Annotated in this window: 15 protein-coding genes and 1 pseudogene; 9 read left to right on the forward strand and 7 right to left on the reverse strand. The window is 37.1% G+C overall.

What is annotated here, in order from left to right; genetic code table 11:
- Positions 1-354 precede the first annotated feature (354 nt).
- On the forward strand, positions 355-3,606 hold the full coding sequence (locus tag NG743_RS12425; RefSeq protein ID WP_257122058.1) for a type ISP restriction/modification enzyme: 3,252 nt from the start codon (positions 355-357) through the stop codon (positions 3,604-3,606).
- Between the two features lie 99 nt (positions 3,607-3,705).
- Here the strand turns inward: NG743_RS12425 and NG743_RS26895 are convergent.
- The 3 genes and pseudogenes from NG743_RS26895 to NG743_RS12440 form a co-directional block, all read right to left on the reverse strand.
- Positions 3,706-4,275 (reverse strand): annotated as a pseudogene (locus tag NG743_RS26895) (putative toxin-antitoxin system toxin component, PIN family).
- A 4-nt stretch (positions 4,276-4,279) separates the two neighbouring features.
- Positions 4,280-4,531, reverse strand: coding sequence for a type II toxin-antitoxin system Phd/YefM family antitoxin (locus NG743_RS12435; protein ID WP_257122059.1), 252 nt, complete (start codon positions 4,529-4,531; stop codon positions 4,280-4,282).
- 40 nt (positions 4,532-4,571) lie between these two features.
- Positions 4,572-6,410 carry a serine/threonine protein kinase gene (locus tag NG743_RS12440; protein ID WP_257122060.1) on the reverse strand — a complete coding sequence of 613 codons (1,839 nt, stop codon included), beginning with the start codon at positions 6,408-6,410 and terminating at the stop codon, positions 4,572-4,574.
- A gap of 409 nt (positions 6,411-6,819) precedes the next feature.
- Between NG743_RS12440 and NG743_RS12445 the strand changes: the two genes are divergently transcribed.
- The 3 genes from NG743_RS12445 (at position 6,820) to NG743_RS12455 (ending at position 9,846) form a co-directional block, all read left to right on the forward strand.
- Positions 6,820-6,954 carry a hypothetical protein gene (locus NG743_RS12445; RefSeq protein ID WP_255549934.1) on the forward strand — a complete coding sequence of 45 codons (135 nt, stop codon included), beginning with the start codon at positions 6,820-6,822 and terminating at the stop codon, positions 6,952-6,954.
- Between the two features lie 117 nt (positions 6,955-7,071).
- Entirely contained in the window at positions 7,072-7,566 is a 495-nt protein-coding gene (locus NG743_RS12450) for a hypothetical protein (RefSeq protein ID WP_193962067.1), read from the forward strand.
- Between the two features lie 696 nt (positions 7,567-8,262).
- On the forward strand, positions 8,263-9,846 hold the full coding sequence (locus NG743_RS12455) for a metallophosphoesterase family protein (protein ID WP_027403106.1): 1,584 nt from the start codon (positions 8,263-8,265) through the stop codon (positions 9,844-9,846).
- 32 nt (positions 9,847-9,878) lie between these two features.
- Here the strand turns inward: NG743_RS12455 and asnS are convergent, their stop codons facing one another.
- Together asnS and NG743_RS12465 are read right to left on the reverse strand one after the other, a co-directional pair.
- Positions 9,879-11,270: an asparagine--tRNA ligase gene (gene asnS / locus NG743_RS12460; protein WP_257122061.1), complete on the reverse strand. Its 1,392-nt coding sequence runs from the start codon at positions 11,268-11,270 to the stop codon at positions 9,879-9,881.
- 86 nt (positions 11,271-11,356) lie between these two features.
- A complete protein-coding gene (locus NG743_RS12465) occupies positions 11,357-11,701 on the reverse strand; it encodes a sll0565 family protein (RefSeq protein ID WP_027403108.1) in 345 nt (114 codons plus the stop codon).
- A 66-nt stretch (positions 11,702-11,767) separates the two neighbouring features.
- Between NG743_RS12465 and NG743_RS12470 the strand changes: the two genes are divergently transcribed.
- Positions 11,768-12,046 carry a DUF6439 family protein gene (locus NG743_RS12470; protein WP_027403109.1) on the forward strand — a complete coding sequence of 93 codons (279 nt, stop codon included), beginning with the start codon at positions 11,768-11,770 and terminating at the stop codon, positions 12,044-12,046.
- Positions 12,047-12,076: 30 nt separating this feature from the next.
- On the opposite strand, the gene NG743_RS12475 is transcribed toward NG743_RS12470, so the two are convergent.
- Entirely contained in the window at positions 12,077-12,526 is a 450-nt protein-coding gene (locus NG743_RS12475; RefSeq protein WP_027403110.1) for an ATP-binding protein, read from the reverse strand.
- 406 nt (positions 12,527-12,932) lie between these two features.
- Complete coding sequence (rlmD, locus tag NG743_RS12480; RefSeq protein ID WP_027403111.1) at positions 12,933-14,315, reverse strand: 23S rRNA (uracil(1939)-C(5))-methyltransferase RlmD; 1,383 nt, start codon at positions 14,313-14,315, stop codon at positions 12,933-12,935.
- 160 nt (positions 14,316-14,475) lie between these two features.
- Between rlmD and NG743_RS12485 the strand changes: the two genes are divergently transcribed.
- From NG743_RS12485 to NG743_RS12500, 4 genes are all read left to right on the forward strand, one after another.
- Positions 14,476-14,961 (forward strand): allophycocyanin subunit alpha-B, encoded by a 486-nt coding sequence (locus NG743_RS12485; RefSeq protein WP_027403112.1) that lies wholly within the window; start codon positions 14,476-14,478, stop codon positions 14,959-14,961.
- A gap of 703 nt (positions 14,962-15,664) precedes the next feature.
- Entirely contained in the window at positions 15,665-16,648 is a 984-nt protein-coding gene (locus NG743_RS12490; RefSeq protein WP_027403113.1) for an ABC transporter ATP-binding protein, read from the forward strand.
- Between the two features lie 5 nt (positions 16,649-16,653).
- On the forward strand, positions 16,654-17,442 hold the full coding sequence (locus NG743_RS12495) for an ABC transporter permease (protein WP_027403114.1): 789 nt from the start codon (positions 16,654-16,656) through the stop codon (positions 17,440-17,442).
- Between the two features lie 438 nt (positions 17,443-17,880).
- Positions 17,881-18,798 (forward strand): M23 family metallopeptidase, encoded by a 918-nt coding sequence (locus NG743_RS12500; RefSeq protein ID WP_027403115.1) that lies wholly within the window; start codon positions 17,881-17,883, stop codon positions 18,796-18,798.
- The last annotated feature ends 218 nt before the right edge of the window (positions 18,799-19,016 follow it).

Genomic DNA, 19,016 nt, shown 5'->3' on the forward strand with positions numbered 1-19,016 from the left:
ATTTTGCCTAAGGGACTTCCAATTAAAAAAATACCCAAAAATTTCTTGTGGTGCAGGCATCTTGCCTGCTAATCATCAAGGACAGGCAGGATGCCCATCCCACAAAATTGGGTAATTTATTTTTTGGTGTTCCCTAAGTTCTGGTTTATATAAAAGTGGTAAATCCCAAATTATAGATCCCCGACTTCTTAAAGAAGTCGGGGATCTGTCCATGAATGATCGCTATGGCTGCATTCTTACCTAAAATCTATAATTGTAATTTTTTACTAAGATTAATAAAATTTTATTTTTATCAATGCGAAATGAACAAATATATGCTGTTCTAAACATTCAACCATCTAAACAATAACAACTATGTTTAACTTTAATCACTACATCCAAAACCTCCAAAAAAATATTAAACATGGTGGAGAACGTAGTCACTACTCCCGGTTACAAGGTTTAATAGAAGGTTTAGAAATTGGCATTAATACTACAGTAGAGGAAAAAGGTAATCAAGCAGGAATACCTGATTTAACTATCAGAAAAAATGAGCGCGTTGTCGGATATATAGAAGCTAAAGATATTAATATCAACATTACTAAATTAGACAAACAAAATGAACAGCAAATTAAACGTTATTTAGAATCAAATATAGGTTATAACTTCATCTTAACTAATTACTTACAATTCCGTTGGTATGTAGATGGGGAATGTGAAAAAACTGCTGAATTAGCTACTTTAGAACAAGGAGAAATTACTCTAGTTGATGATTTAAAACCTATTACAGAATTATTACAATCATTTCTGAACCAAAAAGCCAAAGATATTAATAATTATTATGATTTGGCTAGAGAAATGGCTGCTTATACTAAAACTATTAGAAATGCCATAGAATTATCTTTAGTAATAGAAGATTCTACCGAAGAATTAAATCGCCTAAAAGAAAGCTTTAAAAAATTACTATTGTTAGATATAGATAATGATAAATTTGCCGATATGTACGCCCAAACTATTGCTTATGGGTTATTTACTGCAAAAATTGGTCATACAGAAAATCCTGAAGAATTTGCATTTAATCGCACTACAGCAAGTATTTATATTAGTAATAGAATACCTTTTTTAAAAGGTTTATTTGATTTAGTTTTAGGAACTGGTAGCGTTAGTAAAATTCACAAATCAATTGAAAATTTAATTGAGTTATTTAACAGAATAGATATGACCAATATTTTAGAAAATTTTGGTCGAGAAACGCGCACAGAAGATCCTGTAATTCATTTTTATGAAACATTTTTAGCTGCTTATCAGGCATCATTAAGAAAAAGTCGCGGAGTTTATTATACTCCTGAACCTGTAGTTAAATTTATCGTGCGTGCTGTGAATGATATTTTAGTAGACAGAACAATTTTTGATTTAGAATATGGTTTAGGAAATAGAAGAGTAACAATTCTTGATCCCGCAACAGGAACAGGAACATTTTTATATGCAGTTATTCAACAAATTTGTCATAATTTTGCTAAATATGATGTTCGTGGTTTGCATAATTTATTAAGAGATACAGAACTTTTAAATCGTCTTTTTGGTTTTGAGTTATTAATGACTCCTTATACCATAGCACATTTAAAAATAGGCGTATTACTGGGATATTTAAAATATAAATTTGCACCAAATGAAAGATTAAAAATATATTTAACTAATGCGTTGGAAGAAGGCATAAAAGAAGGTGATTTAATTCCGGGAATTACCCAAATTATCGCGGAAGAATCAAGTCAAGCAGCAAAAGTGAAAACAGAAATTCCCATTACGGTGGTATTAGGAAATCCTCCTTATTCTGTTAGTTCTCAAAATGCTGGTAAACGGAAAAGAATCTTAAATCAAGATGAAAAATATTTAGCAGATGTGGAATATACTGGTTCAGTGTGGAATAGAATTTATAAATCTGGTAAAGTAGGTAAAACTATTACGGAATTAACCCACATTGGCGAACTTTTAGAATTATATAAAGGTAGGGTAAGATTAGAAGGTGAGAAAAATATTCAACCTTTGGATGATGATTATATTAAATTTATTAGATTTGCTCAATATCAAATAGAAAATAATAGTCACAATGCGGGTATTATTGGTTTTATTACTAATCATTCCTATCTTAATGGGTTAGTTCATCGGGGAATGAGAGAAGAATTATTAAAGTATTTTGACACTTTATATATTATGGATTTACATGGTAATTCTTTATTAAAAGAAACTACTCCAGATGGTAATATTGATCAAAATGTTTTTGATATTCAACAAGGTGTATCTATTTTAATTGCTGTGCGAGAAAAAAGTAACCCTGATTATGGTTCTAGTGCTTATAAATCCAGAGATGGAATTAAGGAAATGGCTAAGGTATTATATTATGATGTTTGGGGAAATCGTGAGGATAAATATAATTTTTTAGAATCTGCAAGTTTAGATAATGTTGATTGGATAGAGGTACAACCTACTGAACCTAATTACTTTTTTAAACCTAGAATTTTCTCCCTAGATATAGAACAAGAATATCAAAGTTTATGGAGTGTTCAAGATATATTTTCAGTTTACTCTAATGTTATAGAAACAGGTAAAGATGATGTTTTAATTAGTTTTGAACGAGACACATTATTACAATTTCTACAAACATTATGCAATGATAGTATTTTGGATCAAGATATAGCTGAAATTTATAAAATTTCTGATTCTCCTAATTGGAACTTTTTTAAATCTCGTTTACTACTTGTAAGAGACGGTTTAAACCAAGAATTAATTAAACCTATTTACTACCGACCATTTGATATAAGATTTACCTATTATCACAGCATTTTAAGAAGGATGCAAGAAAAAGTTTTAAATAATTTAATTCAAGATAATTTAGGTTTATTATTAATGCGACAAGTAGCTTCAGGAGATAATCAATATACGCATTTTATGGTTTCTAATACAATTGCTGATAATCGTAGTTTTTTTAGTAATAGGGGAAGACCAAGTATTTTCCCACTTTACACATATCCAAATACAGAAAATAAACAAACTAACCTTTTCCTAGAAAAAACTCCTAATTTATCTCCAAAATTCTTAGAAGCTATCAAAGAAAAACTGGGTAAAACACCAACTCCAGAACAAATATTTTACTATGCTTATGCAATATTTCATAGTCCCACTTATCGCACTCGCTACGCTGAATTTCTCAAGATTGATTTTCCCCGTCTTCCCTTAACCAGTAACGAAAACCTATTTAACGAATTAGCTATTAAAGGAGAAGAATTAGTTAATTTACATTTAATGAAATCGGATATACTCAATAATTTAATTACAATCTATCAAGGAATAGGAGATAATCAAGTTAGTGAAGTTACCTATAATTCAGAATTACAAAGGGTTTATATCAATAAACAGAGTTATTTTCCAGATATTCCCCCACATATCTGGGAATTTAAGATTGGTGGATATCAAGTATTAGATAAATGGTTAAAAGACAGAAAAAACGCCAAGCGAGAATTATCTGCTGAGGAAATTAACCATTATCAAAAAATTGTCATTACTTTAACAGAAACTTTACGACTCATGCAGGAAATTGACATAATTATTCCTGGGTTTCCCATAGAGTGATGAAGTATATAATTTATTTTTATCTCGTTCCCAGTCTCTGACTGGGAATGCCATCATAGAGGCTCTGCCTCTGCTTTAATAGAAGGCAGACAGAGTCTTCTAAAATTCATTTGATCTCGTTATTTCATCCCAAAAAGTACGTGGATTGATAACAGGAATATTTTGAATTGGATGTAAGATCAGCAAATCAGCATCTCCAGTAATGAGATGTGAAGCATCACCATTTAAAGCCAATTCGATAAATTTATCATCCTTAGCATCTCGACATAATTTGACCTGTTTCAAAACTTTTACAGGAAACCATGCAGTTTTAATACGGACAGATAACCCATCAATGTCATCAGAATCAATATATTTAGCAAATTTCGATCGCCTCAGAACAGACAAAAGTTCTGTTAAAGTAGCGGTAGAATATAAGTAATTGGACAAAAATATTTACAGTCATTGCGAGCAAAGGGAAGCAATCACAACCCTGGCGATTGCTTGATTTCACTTCGTTCCCTATGGCTAACGCCACGCTGCGCTAACGCAATGACATTGTGTAATTAATTCTGTCTCACTACTTAAAACAATTCCATTGTCTTCTCCCCAGTTTAAAACCTGTGCCGAAACAGAATTAGGAGACAGAAGGGCACTAACTAAAACGTTAGTATCAAGAACTAGACGCATAAAACTATTGATCTTCACTTAAAAGCTTATTTAACTTGTCCTCAGTTAAACCACGTTCTTGAGCTTTACGTCCGATATTTTTTCTAAATTGTTGAAATTCTTGAATATTAATCCGAGTTATGCGTTGATATTCTTTAATAGACATAATAACCGCAACATCACGATTTTGCTGACGTATAGTCACAGGTTCACGTTGTACTTTATCAATAACTGCGGCAAAAGCTTGATTCACTTCTGTATCTGAAACAAATTGCATAATTTCACCTCATTTGTTTTTATTATAGACAAATTTCATTTTAAACCCCATCTTTTGGTGTTGCTGAAGGAGTTGGTTTATTTTCCTGGGGTAATACTTGTTTAGCGGCATTATCAGCAGCTTGTTTAAACATTGGTTCTAATTTATCACGCCAGTATTTAATATTCGGGAGCTTTTCTGGATGATCTCGATAAGCTAAAACCTCATCCCATTGACCATTATCAATAGCTTTATTAATATCTTTAGCTAACGCTTCTGCTTTTGCCCAATCACTCTGCCATTGATTAACAGTATCAACGGTTTCTTTAATGCTAGAAACAGCATTTCCTGAAGTTGATTTTAACAGAGAAATTGCTCCTTGTAAATCTCCTGATTCAAACTTTTGTCGAGCTTTTGCCACCGTTTTTGTCTTATCTTCAATGGCTGGTGGGGATGGTTTTACTGGAGAAGGTACTACAGCAGATGTTGCTGAAACTTGGGGAACTGGACGAGATGCAATTAAAGAACTATCATCTACAGTTTGCATAGCCAAACCTTTATCTCGACGGCAAGAAATCCATGTTTCATTATTAGCAATAATATCAGAATGCGCCCATGCTAAACGTCCAGATGACAGTTTAATTTCTACCCAACCTCGATTTGTGCGTTTACCTGTCACCTCAAATTCACTGGCTGCACCCAAGGTTTTCAAAATATTATCAGAATTGATGGCACTGGGTTCAGAACGGATATTAGAATTAGCTGCAACTACAGCCATACAGTTATTTGTTAATTTGGTTTTTTCTCCTGTTGGATTACCAGTTAAATTCTTAAAATTGGGATATACATTTGTAAATAAAGCGGCTACACTACCAACTAATAATATGCCAATTAATAAAGGTAAAGGATCTGGTTTATTAGATTCTTGGGGAATATATTGTTGAGGTGCAGGTTGAACAGGAACATGATTAGCGGGCGAAACCGCCATTGTTTTCTGTGTAAATCTTGAAGCTAGATTTTGCGGAGATTGATAAATAATTTGAGGAGATACGGAAGGTTGGGCAAGTTCGGGGGTGATATTTACCAACTCTTGACAAGCTTGTAAAGCTTCCGTTGCTGTTTGATAACGTTCTTTGAAATGGTAACGCACCATTTTCGTTAAAATTGCGCCTAGACCAGGATTCACAGGAATTAAATGTTGCCAGTTAATTTCCCCTGTATCTGGATCTTCTTGTAATTGACTAGCTGGGACTCCCGTTAATGCCTGAATGGCGATAATCCCTAAAGCGTAAATATCACTATTAGGACGGGGTTTACCTTGTCCCTGTTCTGTAGGCATATACCCAGGCGTGCCAATGGCTACTGTAGCTGTTTGCTGTCCGCCGACCACCACCAAGGGAGAGCGTAATTGTTTAACTGCACCAAAATCTACTAAAACTAATTTATAATCAGCCGCACGACGAATAATATTATCTGGCTTAATGTCGCGGTGAATCACACCTTCCTGGTGAACAAACTCTAAAATACTCAAGATTTCCAGCAGCATTTGCATGACTTGGGCTTCACTCCAAGGCTGTCCGGGGATAAGTTCTTCATTGAGAGTATGACCGTCAATAAATTCTTGAACTAGAAAGAATTCCTTATTTTCGTCAAAATAGGCAAGAAGTCTGGGTATTTGGTCATGGTTACTCAATTTTTCTAACGTTTCTGCTTCGCTATTAAACAGGCGTTTAGCAGTAACAAAGATGTTAGGGTCAGAATTAGCTGGTTTCAGGTGTTTAACCACGCAGATGGGATTGCCTGGCCGTCTGGTATCTTGGGCAATATAGGTTTGACCAAATCCCCCTGTCGCCAAGACGCGAATGACTTGGTAGCGATGATCTAGTAATTTGCCTATCATAATTTCCCTCTCCAGCTTTACAGCTTAATTTTCCCGCTAGTAGTCAATATCTCCAAATTTCTCTTTCTAAAATCAGGTATCTTGAGAAAAGATTTAAATTGTATTAGGAATCAGGAGTCACCGAGTCACCGAGTCACCGAGTCACCGAGTCAGGAGGGAAGAAGAAGAGTTTCCTTGTTTCAACCAGGAGGGTAAAGCAAAAGCTTAATGGTGTCAACTTAACGCAAAATCTTCATCCCGCAAGGAACTCAAGTTCCTTGCTAATAGCGAAAGTCATCTAAAAGATGACTAAATACTAGGAAAATTCATTAGTCCGTTTTAACGGACTTGAGCTATGAGACAGGGAATTTATTCCCTGGCGGGTGTGGAAGCCAAACAAATAAGCCATCTGTAACCTAAGTTGACACCAATGAAGCTCTTGCTTTACCCCTACTACTACAAAAGTCCATTTCCTAACCGTTTTGAGTATGCCTTGGCGATCGCTATGAAGTATAGTTTTGTATTGAACCAAATTGCTAGTTTTACTACAGCGGTATGTACTTAAATGAGATACAGAATCTATAGTAAAAGCCTTATGGTAAGAGACTCTTAACTCTTAACTCCTGAATCCTGACTCGGTGACTCCTGACTCCTCCTATATCAGTATCCCTATTGACTAGCTATGCCACCTAAGATAACTAATTCTACCTCATGGCAACAAGCTGAAATCTTGATGCAACCTGCGTTCATTCGTGTGATTGATAATCTTCGCAAGCAGTTGGATATATCTGATTGGCAAGGCACTTATCAAGATGTATTAACTTGGCCTGCCAATACCCCTGATAAAACCAAAGCCTTGGTAACTCAGTTGGTACAAGAAATAGAAACCACAACACCCATACAAGCGGAGGAAATTAGAAGAACTCTGGCGAGTTTACCTATGCCTCATGCAGGATATCATTTGCTTTTACAACGTAATGGACAACAAGTCAATCTAGATTTGTGGGATTTGTGTTATCAAGTATGTTTTCTGAATTATAGTCCAGAGAATACAGCAGTTAATATTGATACTAGCTTAATTGATGAATATGGGGATGTGGATTGGCAACAGTTAGAAAATAAAACTCAGCAATTGGTGAAACAGGTTTTCGCTAGTTTATCAATATTAGGCGACTAGAAGTCACTTCTACACAAACAAAGTCCACCTGCGCGGACTAATTTAAACCGGGTGTTGCTGATTAAGGGTATGAATTTTAGTCTCACGCAAAGGCGCAAAGACGCAAAGGTAAGATTTTTAAAGGTTCTATTTGGAAATTTCATACCTCGATTCACCAACGCCTTTAAACCGTAATCCTGTTAATCCTTAAATCCTGGATATCCTGATTCTGACAATATTATTTCCTATGAAATTGATTTCTCTTCTACACAAACAAAGTCCACCTGCGCGGACTAATTTAAACCGGGTGTTGCTGATTAAGGGTATGAATTTTAGTCTCACGCAAAGGCGCAAAGACGCAAAGGTAAGATTTTTAAAGGTTCTATTTGGAAATTTCATACCTCGATTCACCAACGCCTTTAAACCGTAATCCTGTTAATCCTTAAATCCTGGATATCCTGATTCTGACAATATTATTTCCTATGAAATTGATTTCTCTTCTACACAAACAAAGTCCACCTGCGCGGACTAATTTAAACCGGGTGTTGCTGATTAAGGGTATGAATTTTAGTCTCACGCAAAGGCGCAAAGACGCAAAGGTAAGATTTTTAAAGGTTCTATTTGGAAATTTCATACCTCGATTCACCAACGCCTTTAAACCGTAATCCTGTTAATCCTTAAATCCTGGATATCCTGATTCTGACAATATTATTTCCTATGAAATTGATTTCTGAACCACCGATTTCTGTCAAAATTCAAAAGATGAAACAACGGGTGCGCTGGCAGCATTCGAGTATTTTACAGCAGGGAATTGACCAAACCTGCATGGTGATAGATGATGGCAACTCAGAAAGTCCAGATTTTTCGTTTATGGTGATGGGTGATACTGGCACTAAGTCCTATTCTGGACACCATCCCCAACGGGAAGTTGCCAAAATGATGGTAAATCATGGTAATGATTGCCGCTTTGTACTGCACACTGGTGATGTGATTTATATGGTGGGTTCTCGTGAATATTACCCAGCCAATTTTATTGAACCTTATCGGGAATTTTTGGTGGGTGGTCATCAGCCTCAAGATATCGCTTATGATCAGATGGTATTTAAGCTACCGATTTTACCAGTGCTGGGTAATCATGATTACTATGATGTGCCTTTACTCTATCGGTTGTTAACTGGTCCAACTTTGCCTTTGCGGCGGATGTTGCGTTATAAAGATATTGAGATTGGTTGGTATGGTTCAAATCAAGGTGATGCTTATGCTAGAGCATTTTTAGATTATTTGGCGGCAGTTTCTCCAACTGACTTAGAAGAATATTTAAAACAGCATTACAACGCTAAAATCGGTACGGGTAAATGTTTGCGTTATCAGCCGGGGAATTTTACTCGTTTACCTAATCGCTACTATAATTTTTGTTACGCTGGTATTGACTTTTTTGCCTTAGATTCTAACACTTTCAATACTCCAGACCCTTTACCTAATAACCAAGCTGGGGATGATTTTCGTCGGGAATTAGGGCAACGTCGTCAGGAAATTGACAAGGAAGAATTACGGATTTTGACGGAATGTGACAAACTCAATCCTGAGAAATCTGATGACGCGGAATTATTGGCTGAACTTGGGGCAAAATTAGACCAAATCAATGAAGTGAAAATTGATATTGAAAAGCAATTAGAATCTCATACAAATACTAATGTTGATTTTGAACAATTGACTTGGTTAAAAGAAAAGTTAATTGCATCTTGGCAGAATACCGCAATTAGAGGACGGGTAATATTTTTCCATCATCCACCTTATGTTACAGAAGGCAGTAAATGGAATCAAAGGCAAACTTTAGCGGTTCGTCATCGGTTACGGGAAGTTTTTGATGAGGTGGCAACAAGTTTAGGTAATATAACTCAGAAACGCCCAATAGTAGATATAATATTCAGCGGACACGCACATTGTCTTGAGCATTTGCAAACTGTTAATACAGGACACGCAGATTCTTATATTAATTATATTATTTCCGGTGGTAGTGGTCGTCGTCTTCGTCGTCAACGTCAAGAGGGAGGAGAATTGCTGGAAACTTTCAATAATAATGGGGATCTTTCCAGTCGTAAGGTTGCTGATTCGCTGTTGTATGTGGGACGGAGTGGGAGTGGTTTTGAGAGTAAACAGCCTTATTCTTGTGTGCGAGTGGATGTATTGGGGGGTTTTCCAGCTAAATTTATGATTACACCTTTAGTAACAGAGTTAGTTGCGGGTAAATGGTGCGATCGCCAATTAAAACCTTGGATAATTTATAATCCAGGAGGATAGAAGAGACGTTATTGATAACGCCTCTAAAATAATTAAAACTCCGCACTTTGTGGTGTGCGAGGAAACGGAATGACATCTCGAATATTTCCCATACCCGTCATAAATTGCACCAATCTTTCAAACCCCAAACCGAAACCAGCGTGGGGAACAGTACCATAACGACGTAAATCTAAATACCACCACAAATCTTCTGGTTTCATACCTTGGGCTAATACCCGTTTTTCTAAAACATCAAGTCTTTCTTCCCGTTGTGAACCACCAATAATTTCGCCTATTTTCGGTGCGAGAATATCCATAGCGCGGACGGTTTTTTCATCGTCACTCAACCGCATATAAAAAGCTTTAATTTGGGCAGGATAATCTGTAACAATAACAGGCTTTTTGAACAATTGTTCAGCTAAATAGCGTTCATGTTCTGATTGTAAATCCGCACCCCAACTCACAGGGTAATCAAACTTAACATCAGCTTTTTCTAAAAGTTTGACTGCTTCTGTATAAGTCAATCGTTCAAACTGATTGTTAATAATATTATTGGCAGTTTCTAAGACAGTATTATCAATCCGTTCATTAAAAAATTCCATGTCTTCGGGACAGGTTTCCATCACATATTTAAAAATGTGTTTGAGAAACTCTTCAGCCAAATCCATATCACCTTCTAAATCACAAAAAGCCATTTCTGGTTCAACCATCCAAAATTCGGCTAAGTGTCGAGAAGTATTAGAATTTTCAGCCCGGAATGTGGGACCAAAAGTATAGACATTAGTAAAAGCCATTGCCATAATTTCGGCTTCTAATTGGCCACTGACTGTTAAATATGCAGGTTTACTAAAGAAGTCTTGGCTATAATCAATTTCTTGGTTTTCTGTTTTAGGAACATTCTTTAAATTGAAATTGGTCACACTAAATAATTCACCCGCACCTTCACAATCACTCGCAGTAATAATGGGAGTATGTACCCATAAAAAACCCCGTTGTTGAAAAAATTGGTGAATAGCAGTCGCGCAAGCATTTCTGACTCGAAATACTGCACCGAAGGAGTTAGTTCGCGGACGTAAATGGGCTATGGTGCGGAGAAACTCAAAGGAATGGCGTTTCTTTTGCAGAGGATAGGTATCAGGATCAGCATCTCCGTATACTTTCACTGTATCTGCTTTTAATTCTATTCTTTGTCCTTTACCCTGGGAAGCTACTAGGACTCCTGATACTTCAATAGAACCACCTGTATTGATCTGTTTTAATATTCCTTGATAGTCTGGTAAATCTTGATTAATGACAATTTGTAAATTACCCAAAGATGAACCATCATTAACTTCCAAAAATGCAAATCCTTTTAATTCGCGTTTTGTTCTTACCCAACCTTGGACTACCAAATTTTCATCTGGTTTACCACTTCTTAATATTTCTGCAATACGAGGATTTAGCATTTTCTACAATTTGTATTTTTTAAAGAGTCAGATCCCCGACTTCTCAAAGAAGTCGGGGATCTTAAAGAAGTCGGGGATCTTTTAAATCAACCAACCCAAGATTTTAATAACCAACCTATAATAACACCTAAACCGCCAAAACGAATAGCTTGCCAAAAAGGTCTTTTCAGACTTACCCAAGAAAACAACTGGCTTTCTAAGTTGATTTCTAATCCTTCTAATTGTTTTTGAAGGCGATTTAACTCGGCTTTAATTTCTGGAGTCTGCTTTCTATTTTCCTTTAAATTTTTTAATTCTTGTTGCCATTGTGCCTTTTGTTGTTGATCTGTTTGCACTTGAGCATATCTATCTTTTAATAACCGTAGTGAAGTTTCCACTTCTACCAATTCCTGTGCAAAATCTGGCTGGGGATTTTCCTCTAAATTAGTCATTGGTGATTGTTCATTAGCTATGATGATTAAATCATAACTTTTACTCTTAACTCGGCACTTGGTCTTATGTCGCAAACTAGCCAACTCAATGAAATTAGCACTCTAGAACTAGCACAGGCACTTATGGAACGGCTGAGTATTTCTCCTGATGATTGGCATCGGCTCAAGTCTAATCGCAATGTCCGCGCTAGTGAACAGGCAGCCGCCGCAATGGTATTTTTGGTCAAAAATGAACCCCAAGAAGCACAGGCTAGGCTAGAACAGGCTGTGGGCTGGCTAGATAAGTCAATTTCCGCCCCTCCTTGCCCCACGCACGGACATCAGCGCGAGGTAATAAAGAAATAACTCTCACCTGTCCCCGTGGCGTAGCACCTGTTATCTTCGCAAAGATAGTAACCGACGGCTTTCTACTTGCTTGCAAAGGGTAAGTTCTGTCCCTTTGCCATTCCATTTTACTTGATCAAAAATCTGATGCAGTAAGGACATACCCCGCCCACTTTCTGCTTCGTCCGGTGGTAAATAGTCATCGGGATCACTATGATCTTCGAGGGAGGGTGTGAAACCGCTGCCCTGATCTGAGATAATCCACCAATACTGATTATTTATTAATGAGAACTGAACTACGACTAATTTACCGGGATCAAGATTGTTCCCATGTTTAGCCGCGTTGACTAGGGCTTCTTGGAGTCCTAGTCGTAGTTCTGATTGTAATTTTACGGGAATATCGTTCAAGAGTAAATCTAGGATTGGACAAAGATAGAGGGTGGAGGCAAAACTAATTGTCCCCCAATAACGCCCAACTGGACGAAGAGAAATGGTAATCACAAGAGAAACCCCGTAGCTTTTATTTAGCTAGACATCAGGAAAGCTTTTTCAGGCATTCTGATAAAAATTAGGTAGTCATGCTGCCTTCAAATTTGAGTCTGTAAAACTAAATTTATAAAAATGCTCTTGGCTGATAACTGAAAATGAGAATTCATATTGTTTGTTTACAATTTGCTAAAGTCAATCCGTTCATTAGATGAATAAGAATTGCTATTTTTAAACAGAATGGGTAGGACGCTCTGATTAACTGCTAGTTTGTATTTAACACAATTTAATCTCTTCCTTCAGATTCTATACAGCTTCGATTTCTTTAAAACAAAATGAGTTTCTATTTTTATGTAATTCCATCTTAGCATTATGAGTATCAACTAAATTACAAATTCCTGATTTTTATTTTTGGGAGGAATTAACTATTCTGATCATTTTCCGATAGGACGAGAAAAGCGGCTGCTTCTACATGGGCAGTTTGAGGAAAAAAGTCGGCAGGTTGCACTCTTGTGAGTTTATATAGCCCATCTTCGCAAAGTAATTTGAGGTCACGGGCGAGGGTGGCTACTTTACAACTGACGTAAACAATTCGAGATGGTTTCAGGTTTCTTAATATTTTTATGACGTTAGCTTCACATCCTTTGCGGGGCGGATCAAGTAAGACGACATCTGGGATGATTTCCAGATTCTGGAGAATCTTTTCTACTGCGCCTACTTGGAATGTGACATTATTGATTCCATTTTCTTTGGCATTGATAGTTGCTTGTTGTACTGCTGTTGATTGCAATTCTAACCCTGTGACGTGCCGTGCTTGTTTAGCTAGGGGTAAAGTTAATGTTCCTATACCACAATAGGCATCAATGAGGATTTCATCTCCTTGTAGGTTCAGTTCTGACTGAATTACTGCTAGGAGTGCTTCGGCTGTTTCTGTGTACACTTGGAAAAATGTATCCGGTCCGATTTGAAAATCTAGTCCGGCGAATTTTTCTTGGAGGTGGGGGGTTCCAGCTAGACAACGGGTTTCTGATCCAAATATAGCATTTGTGCGATCGCTATTGCGGTTAAGTGACACACCAACTAACTCAGGATAACGCTGTAACCATTGCTGTGCTTGGGTTTCAATTCCTGGTAAATTCCAATCTTTGACCACCAAAGTTAGCAGCATTTCTCCTGTGCGACGACCAATGCGTAAACCCAAATGGCGAATTAAGCCTTTATGCCGGGTTTCGTCATAAATTGACCAACCTTGCTTTTCAATATCCAATTTTACTTCAGCTAATAGGGGATTTAATCGCTGGTCTTGGACGGGGCATTGATTCAAGTTGATTAATTTATGAGTACCTTTGTGATAATATCCAGCTTGGATATGACCTGTGGCTGACCTACCAATAGGATAGGTGACTTTGTTGCGATAGCCAAAGGATGCAGCAGTTACCAGGACTGGATCTATCTGTGGATTCACAAAACCGCCAATTCTTTCTAAGGCTTGAGTTACTTGATTGTGTTTGGCGATTAATTGGTAGTCATAATTTATATGTTGCCACTGACAACCACCACATTTATCAGCGACGATACAACTGGGACGCACCCGTTGAGGCGAGGCTTGCAATAATTCCTGCACCTGACCATAGGCATATTTTGGCTTAACATTGAATAGTTTAACAAGTAGGCGATCGCCTGGAACAGTATCAGGAACAAAAACTACCCTCTGTTCAAAGCGTCCCACACCATCCCCAGTGTCGCTTAAATCAGTAATTTCCAGTTCAATAATTTCATCTTGTCGCCACATTATATTAGTCATTAGTCAGTTGCTAGAGAACAGGGAACTTTCTCACTGGGAAGCGGAAGTTCCCCAATGTCGAATGTAAATTCATTTATCTCTATCTTCCCATACACTTCACGAATGTCCCTCAAAGTCGGTAAACTAGCAGATATAAATATTTCAGTTCATTTAGATAATCATGACTGTAATTAGCCAAGTTATTCTCCAAGCTGACGACGAACTGCGTTACCCCAGCAGTGGCGAACTCAAAAACATCAAAGCATTTTTGGAAACAGGTGTGCAGCGCACAAGAATCGCCGCCACCCTTTCCGAAAACGAGAAAAAGATCGTTCAAGAAGCCACCAAAAAACTTTGGCAAAAACGCCCTGACTTTATCGCCCCCGGTGGTAATGCTTACGGTGAAAAACAACGGGCTTTGTGTATTCGGGACTTTGGCTGGTACTTACGCCTAATTACTTACGGTGTACTTGCTGGTGACAAAGAACCTATTGAAAAAATTGGTTTGGTTGGTGTGCGGGAAATGTACAACTCTCTAGGCGTTCCTGTACCTGGAATGGTAGAAGCTATTACCTCTCTCAAACAAGCGTCCTTGGATTTATTAAATGCAGAAGACGCTGGGGAAACTGCACCTTACTTTGATTACATCATTCAAGCGATGTCATAATCAAAACCCTGTGTGATAGCAGGGAACAGAGTTAAAAGTCTTGAATTCCCCACAGTTGGTAGTAGCTATGGCAAATATTTGTCAGGTTATTAACTATACTAAACACGGGTGAGATTTAAACTTTTGCCAAATGACAAAGAACCCAGATGTGTAGGGGTTTAGCTCATGCTTTACCCCTACGTTTAGAATCAAACAATTAAGCCGTTTTGAGTAAGTACACTGCGGCGTAAATAAGATGACCATTAAAAGCTCTGAAAATTTGATTAGACATCTCCAAAAAAAGATTGTAGAGACGTTCAATATAACGTTTCTACAGGGTTTTCAGTCCAAGTATCTTTAATTTCTGGAGATGTCTATTGATGACAAGGCTTAAAAATGGTTGCTTTATTTACGCCATGATGTACTAGTTGTGGGGATATGTTATACTTATCGCAAGTTATGATATTAGCAAACAACGAAAAATGACAGACTGATAGTAGGCTGTCATAGGTCAGTATGTTCCCTATTAAGAGTCAAGAGTCCAGGAGTCAGGACGAAGAATTAAAGAGAAGTAAGAATAGATTAACTAGAAAATAATCAGGAATTAGAAAATTTAGAAAAAAATGATCCTCCTCCTCAAGACAGACTTTTTCTGGCAATTTGTGTGATTATTATTTAGAGGGAAGAAACTCAACGTTATCAGGCAGAAGGAAATAAATTTTTCATGTCAATGATTATAGCAGAAAAACTCAATAAATTCTATCCTGTATCCACAAAACAACCAGGTATTAAGGGAACAATTAACCATTTTTTCCGTCGCACCTATCGCTCAATTCCTGCCGTTCAAGATATCACTTTCACCATTGAAACCGGAGAAATAGTGGGATTTTTAGGTCCTAATGGTGCCGGCAAAACTACCACACTAAAAATGCTAACAGGATTAATTCATCCTTCTAAAGGTACGGTTAAAGTCGGTGGATTTATTCCCTTTAATCGTCAAGAAGCATTTTTGCAAAAAATCACCTTAGTGATGGGACAAAAACAGCAATTAATTTGGGATTTACCAGCATTAGATTCTCTCAGAATTAACGCCGCAGTTTATAATATTTCTGATAAAGAATTTCAACGTCGAGTTGGAGAACTAACAGAAATGCTGGCTTTAGAAGGTAAATTAACCCAACCCGTCCGCAAATTATCATTAGGTGAAAGGATGAAAGCTGAACTGTTAGCAGCACTTTTACACCGTCCCCAAGTTTTATTTCTAGATGAACCAACTTTAGGATTAGATGTTAATGCTCAAGTAGGAGTGCGTAACTTTTTAAAAGAATATAATCAGCTATATCAAGCCACAATATTATTAACAAGTCATTACATGGCTGATATTACAGCTTTGTGTGAACGGGTGTTATTAATTCATCAAGGAAAACTCATGTACGATGGTAGATTAGATGGATTATTAGAAAATTTTGCTCCTTATCGAGAAATTTATGTCGAATTAGCTCAAGAATTACCACTAGAAAAACTTATGTCCTATGGTGATGTGCAAATGCTAGAAGGAAGAGCCGTGAGATTTATTGTCCAACAAGAAACCATGACTCGCACTGTTTCTCAGATTTTAGCCGATTTAGAAGTGATAGATTTAACAGTTACAGAACCACCAATAGAAGAGGTAATTGGTAGGGTTTTTCAAAGAGGATTTAACCATTAATAACTATGAACAAAATTGTTAAAAAATCCTTAACTTTGCTATCAGTATATTATGCTAATCTGCTGGAATATAGATCCGAATTAATCTTCTGGGTTTTAGCTGGTTCTTTACCAATTATCATGATGGGTATTTGGATGCAAGCTGCTGATAGTGGTAAATTTGCTTTTAAATCTGTAGACTTCGCTCGATATTTTTTCGCAGTTTTTCTGGCTAGGCAAATCACCGTTGTCTGGGTAATTTATGATTTTGAAAAAGAAGTATTAGAAGGTAAACTTTCGCCAAAATTATTACAGCCTTTAGATCCAGTTTGGCACCATGTTGCCAACCATCTGGCTGAAAGAGTCGCTAGAATGCCTTTTGTATTGCTTTTAGCAGCACTCTTTTTTGTTCTCTATCCTCAAGCCTTTTGGTTGCCAAGTATAACTAACTTATTTCTATTTATCTTAGCAGTAATTATGGTTTTTGCTTTAAGATTTATCATTCAATATACCTTTGCTATGTTTGCATTTTGGACAGAAAGAGCCGCAGCTTTGGAAAATTTATGGTTGTTGTTTTTTGTATTTTTATCAGGTTTGATAGCACCTTTAGATGTTTTTCCAGAAAATATTAGAAACATAGTTATGTTCACACCTTTTCCTTATATGATTAATTTTCCAGCTAGTATTTTAGTAGGACTACCTGTAGATTTAACCAGAGGATTTCTATCAATCTCAGGTTGGTTTCTTATATTTTTTGGTGCCAATCGTTTTTTATGGCGCAGAGGACTGAAAAAATATTCAGGTATGGGAGCTTAATCAATACTATTGCCAATTTTCCAAAATATGTCTGAAACCCAAGAAAATCGTGACTATATCAATAGGGTTTCAGGGCTTTGGCAATAGTATTGTTAATAATTCATAATTTAATTTCCAGTTTATACCGTAATTATAACTCACTGAGGACACAAAAATCTCTATATTTCTGATCTGTTACCTATTTCCTCTCCAAATATACAATTTATTTTGCCAGACTAAGTAGGTGAACACAATAAAACCAAACTGTGTAAATAAACGTAAAATCGCCCAAACCCTCTTCACTCTTGCCTCTTGCCTCTTGCCTTTTGCCTTTTGCCTTGCCATAACGACAATTTTCAACGCCAACCTACTTACTTATTTATTAACCTTGAGGGGAAACATTAACTAAAATAAATTAGTCTGTTAATTAACAGCCGCAAAAAATTTGTTGATCAGCCTATGACTATCATCCGTAACCCTATTAATCCAGAGAATAAATTGTCAGGTTTTAGTATTATCAACCCTGCCAAAATGTTTATAGGCATAATTGCTGCTTTTCCCATTGCTTTAATCTCATCAGCAAAGGCTTTAGAAGTACAAGTATTACCTAAAAATCCTCAATTGGGAGATACAATTTCCGTTGTCATTGAGGCAAATACCCCAGAAAAAACCAGCAATCCTACTGTAACAGTGGGGGAAAAAATATATCCAGCCTTTGAAATTGCACCTCGTAAATATCGTTCTTTTGTGCCTACAACTCCCTTAGAAAAGGCTGGAGTGAGAACCATTAAAGTTTCCGAAAATGGACAAGAACAAAATTTATCAGTAAAGGTGCGCGATCGCCAATTTCCCGTTCAACGGATTACCCTACCACCTGGAAAAGCTGGAGTTAATGCTACCGAGTACGAACTTAAGCGCGTAAAAGAATTAAAAGCCCTACAGACACCAGAAAAATATTGGAATGGTGCTTTTCTTACCCCCAATGCTGGGAGAACATCCACTAAATATGGAGTCCGTCGTTACTACAATGGTGAATTTGCCAAAGACTACTACCATCGTGGACAAGACTACGCAGGTGCAGTGGGTTCAACCGTAATTACCCCAGCGGCTGGACGAGTTGCTTTAGTGGGTAAAGTATCCCAAGGATTCCGGGTTCATGGTAATGTAGTAGGCATTGATCACGGTCAGGGAGTTATCAGCATTTTCATGCACCTAAGTCGTATAGATGTCAAGGAAGGTGATTTTGTGCAAGCAGGGCAAAAAATTGGTGCAGTCGGTTCAACTGGTGCATCTACTGGACCGCACTTACACTGGGGTTTGTATGTGAACGGACAATCTGTTGATCCATTACCGTGGAAATCTCGGACAATTGATTAAGTTGCAGACCTGATGACTTTCTCAACCCAAAATACCTATTGACACTCTCAGGGAAATATTGTCTGTTTTCGGAATCTTAAACAAGCCACTGATAAGGCGATCGCCCTATTCTCAAATAAGGACACTCTCAGCGGCTTTAGCCACTGAGCTTTATGCTTACCGAATATTCCTGTAAAACCCGCCTGGGAATGATAGCATGGCGTTTCTGGGCGGGGATC

Source organism: Dolichospermum heterosporum TAC447, from assembly GCF_024584745.1.
GTDB classification, from domain to species: domain Bacteria; phylum Cyanobacteriota; class Cyanobacteriia; order Cyanobacteriales; family Nostocaceae; genus Dolichospermum; species Dolichospermum heterosporum.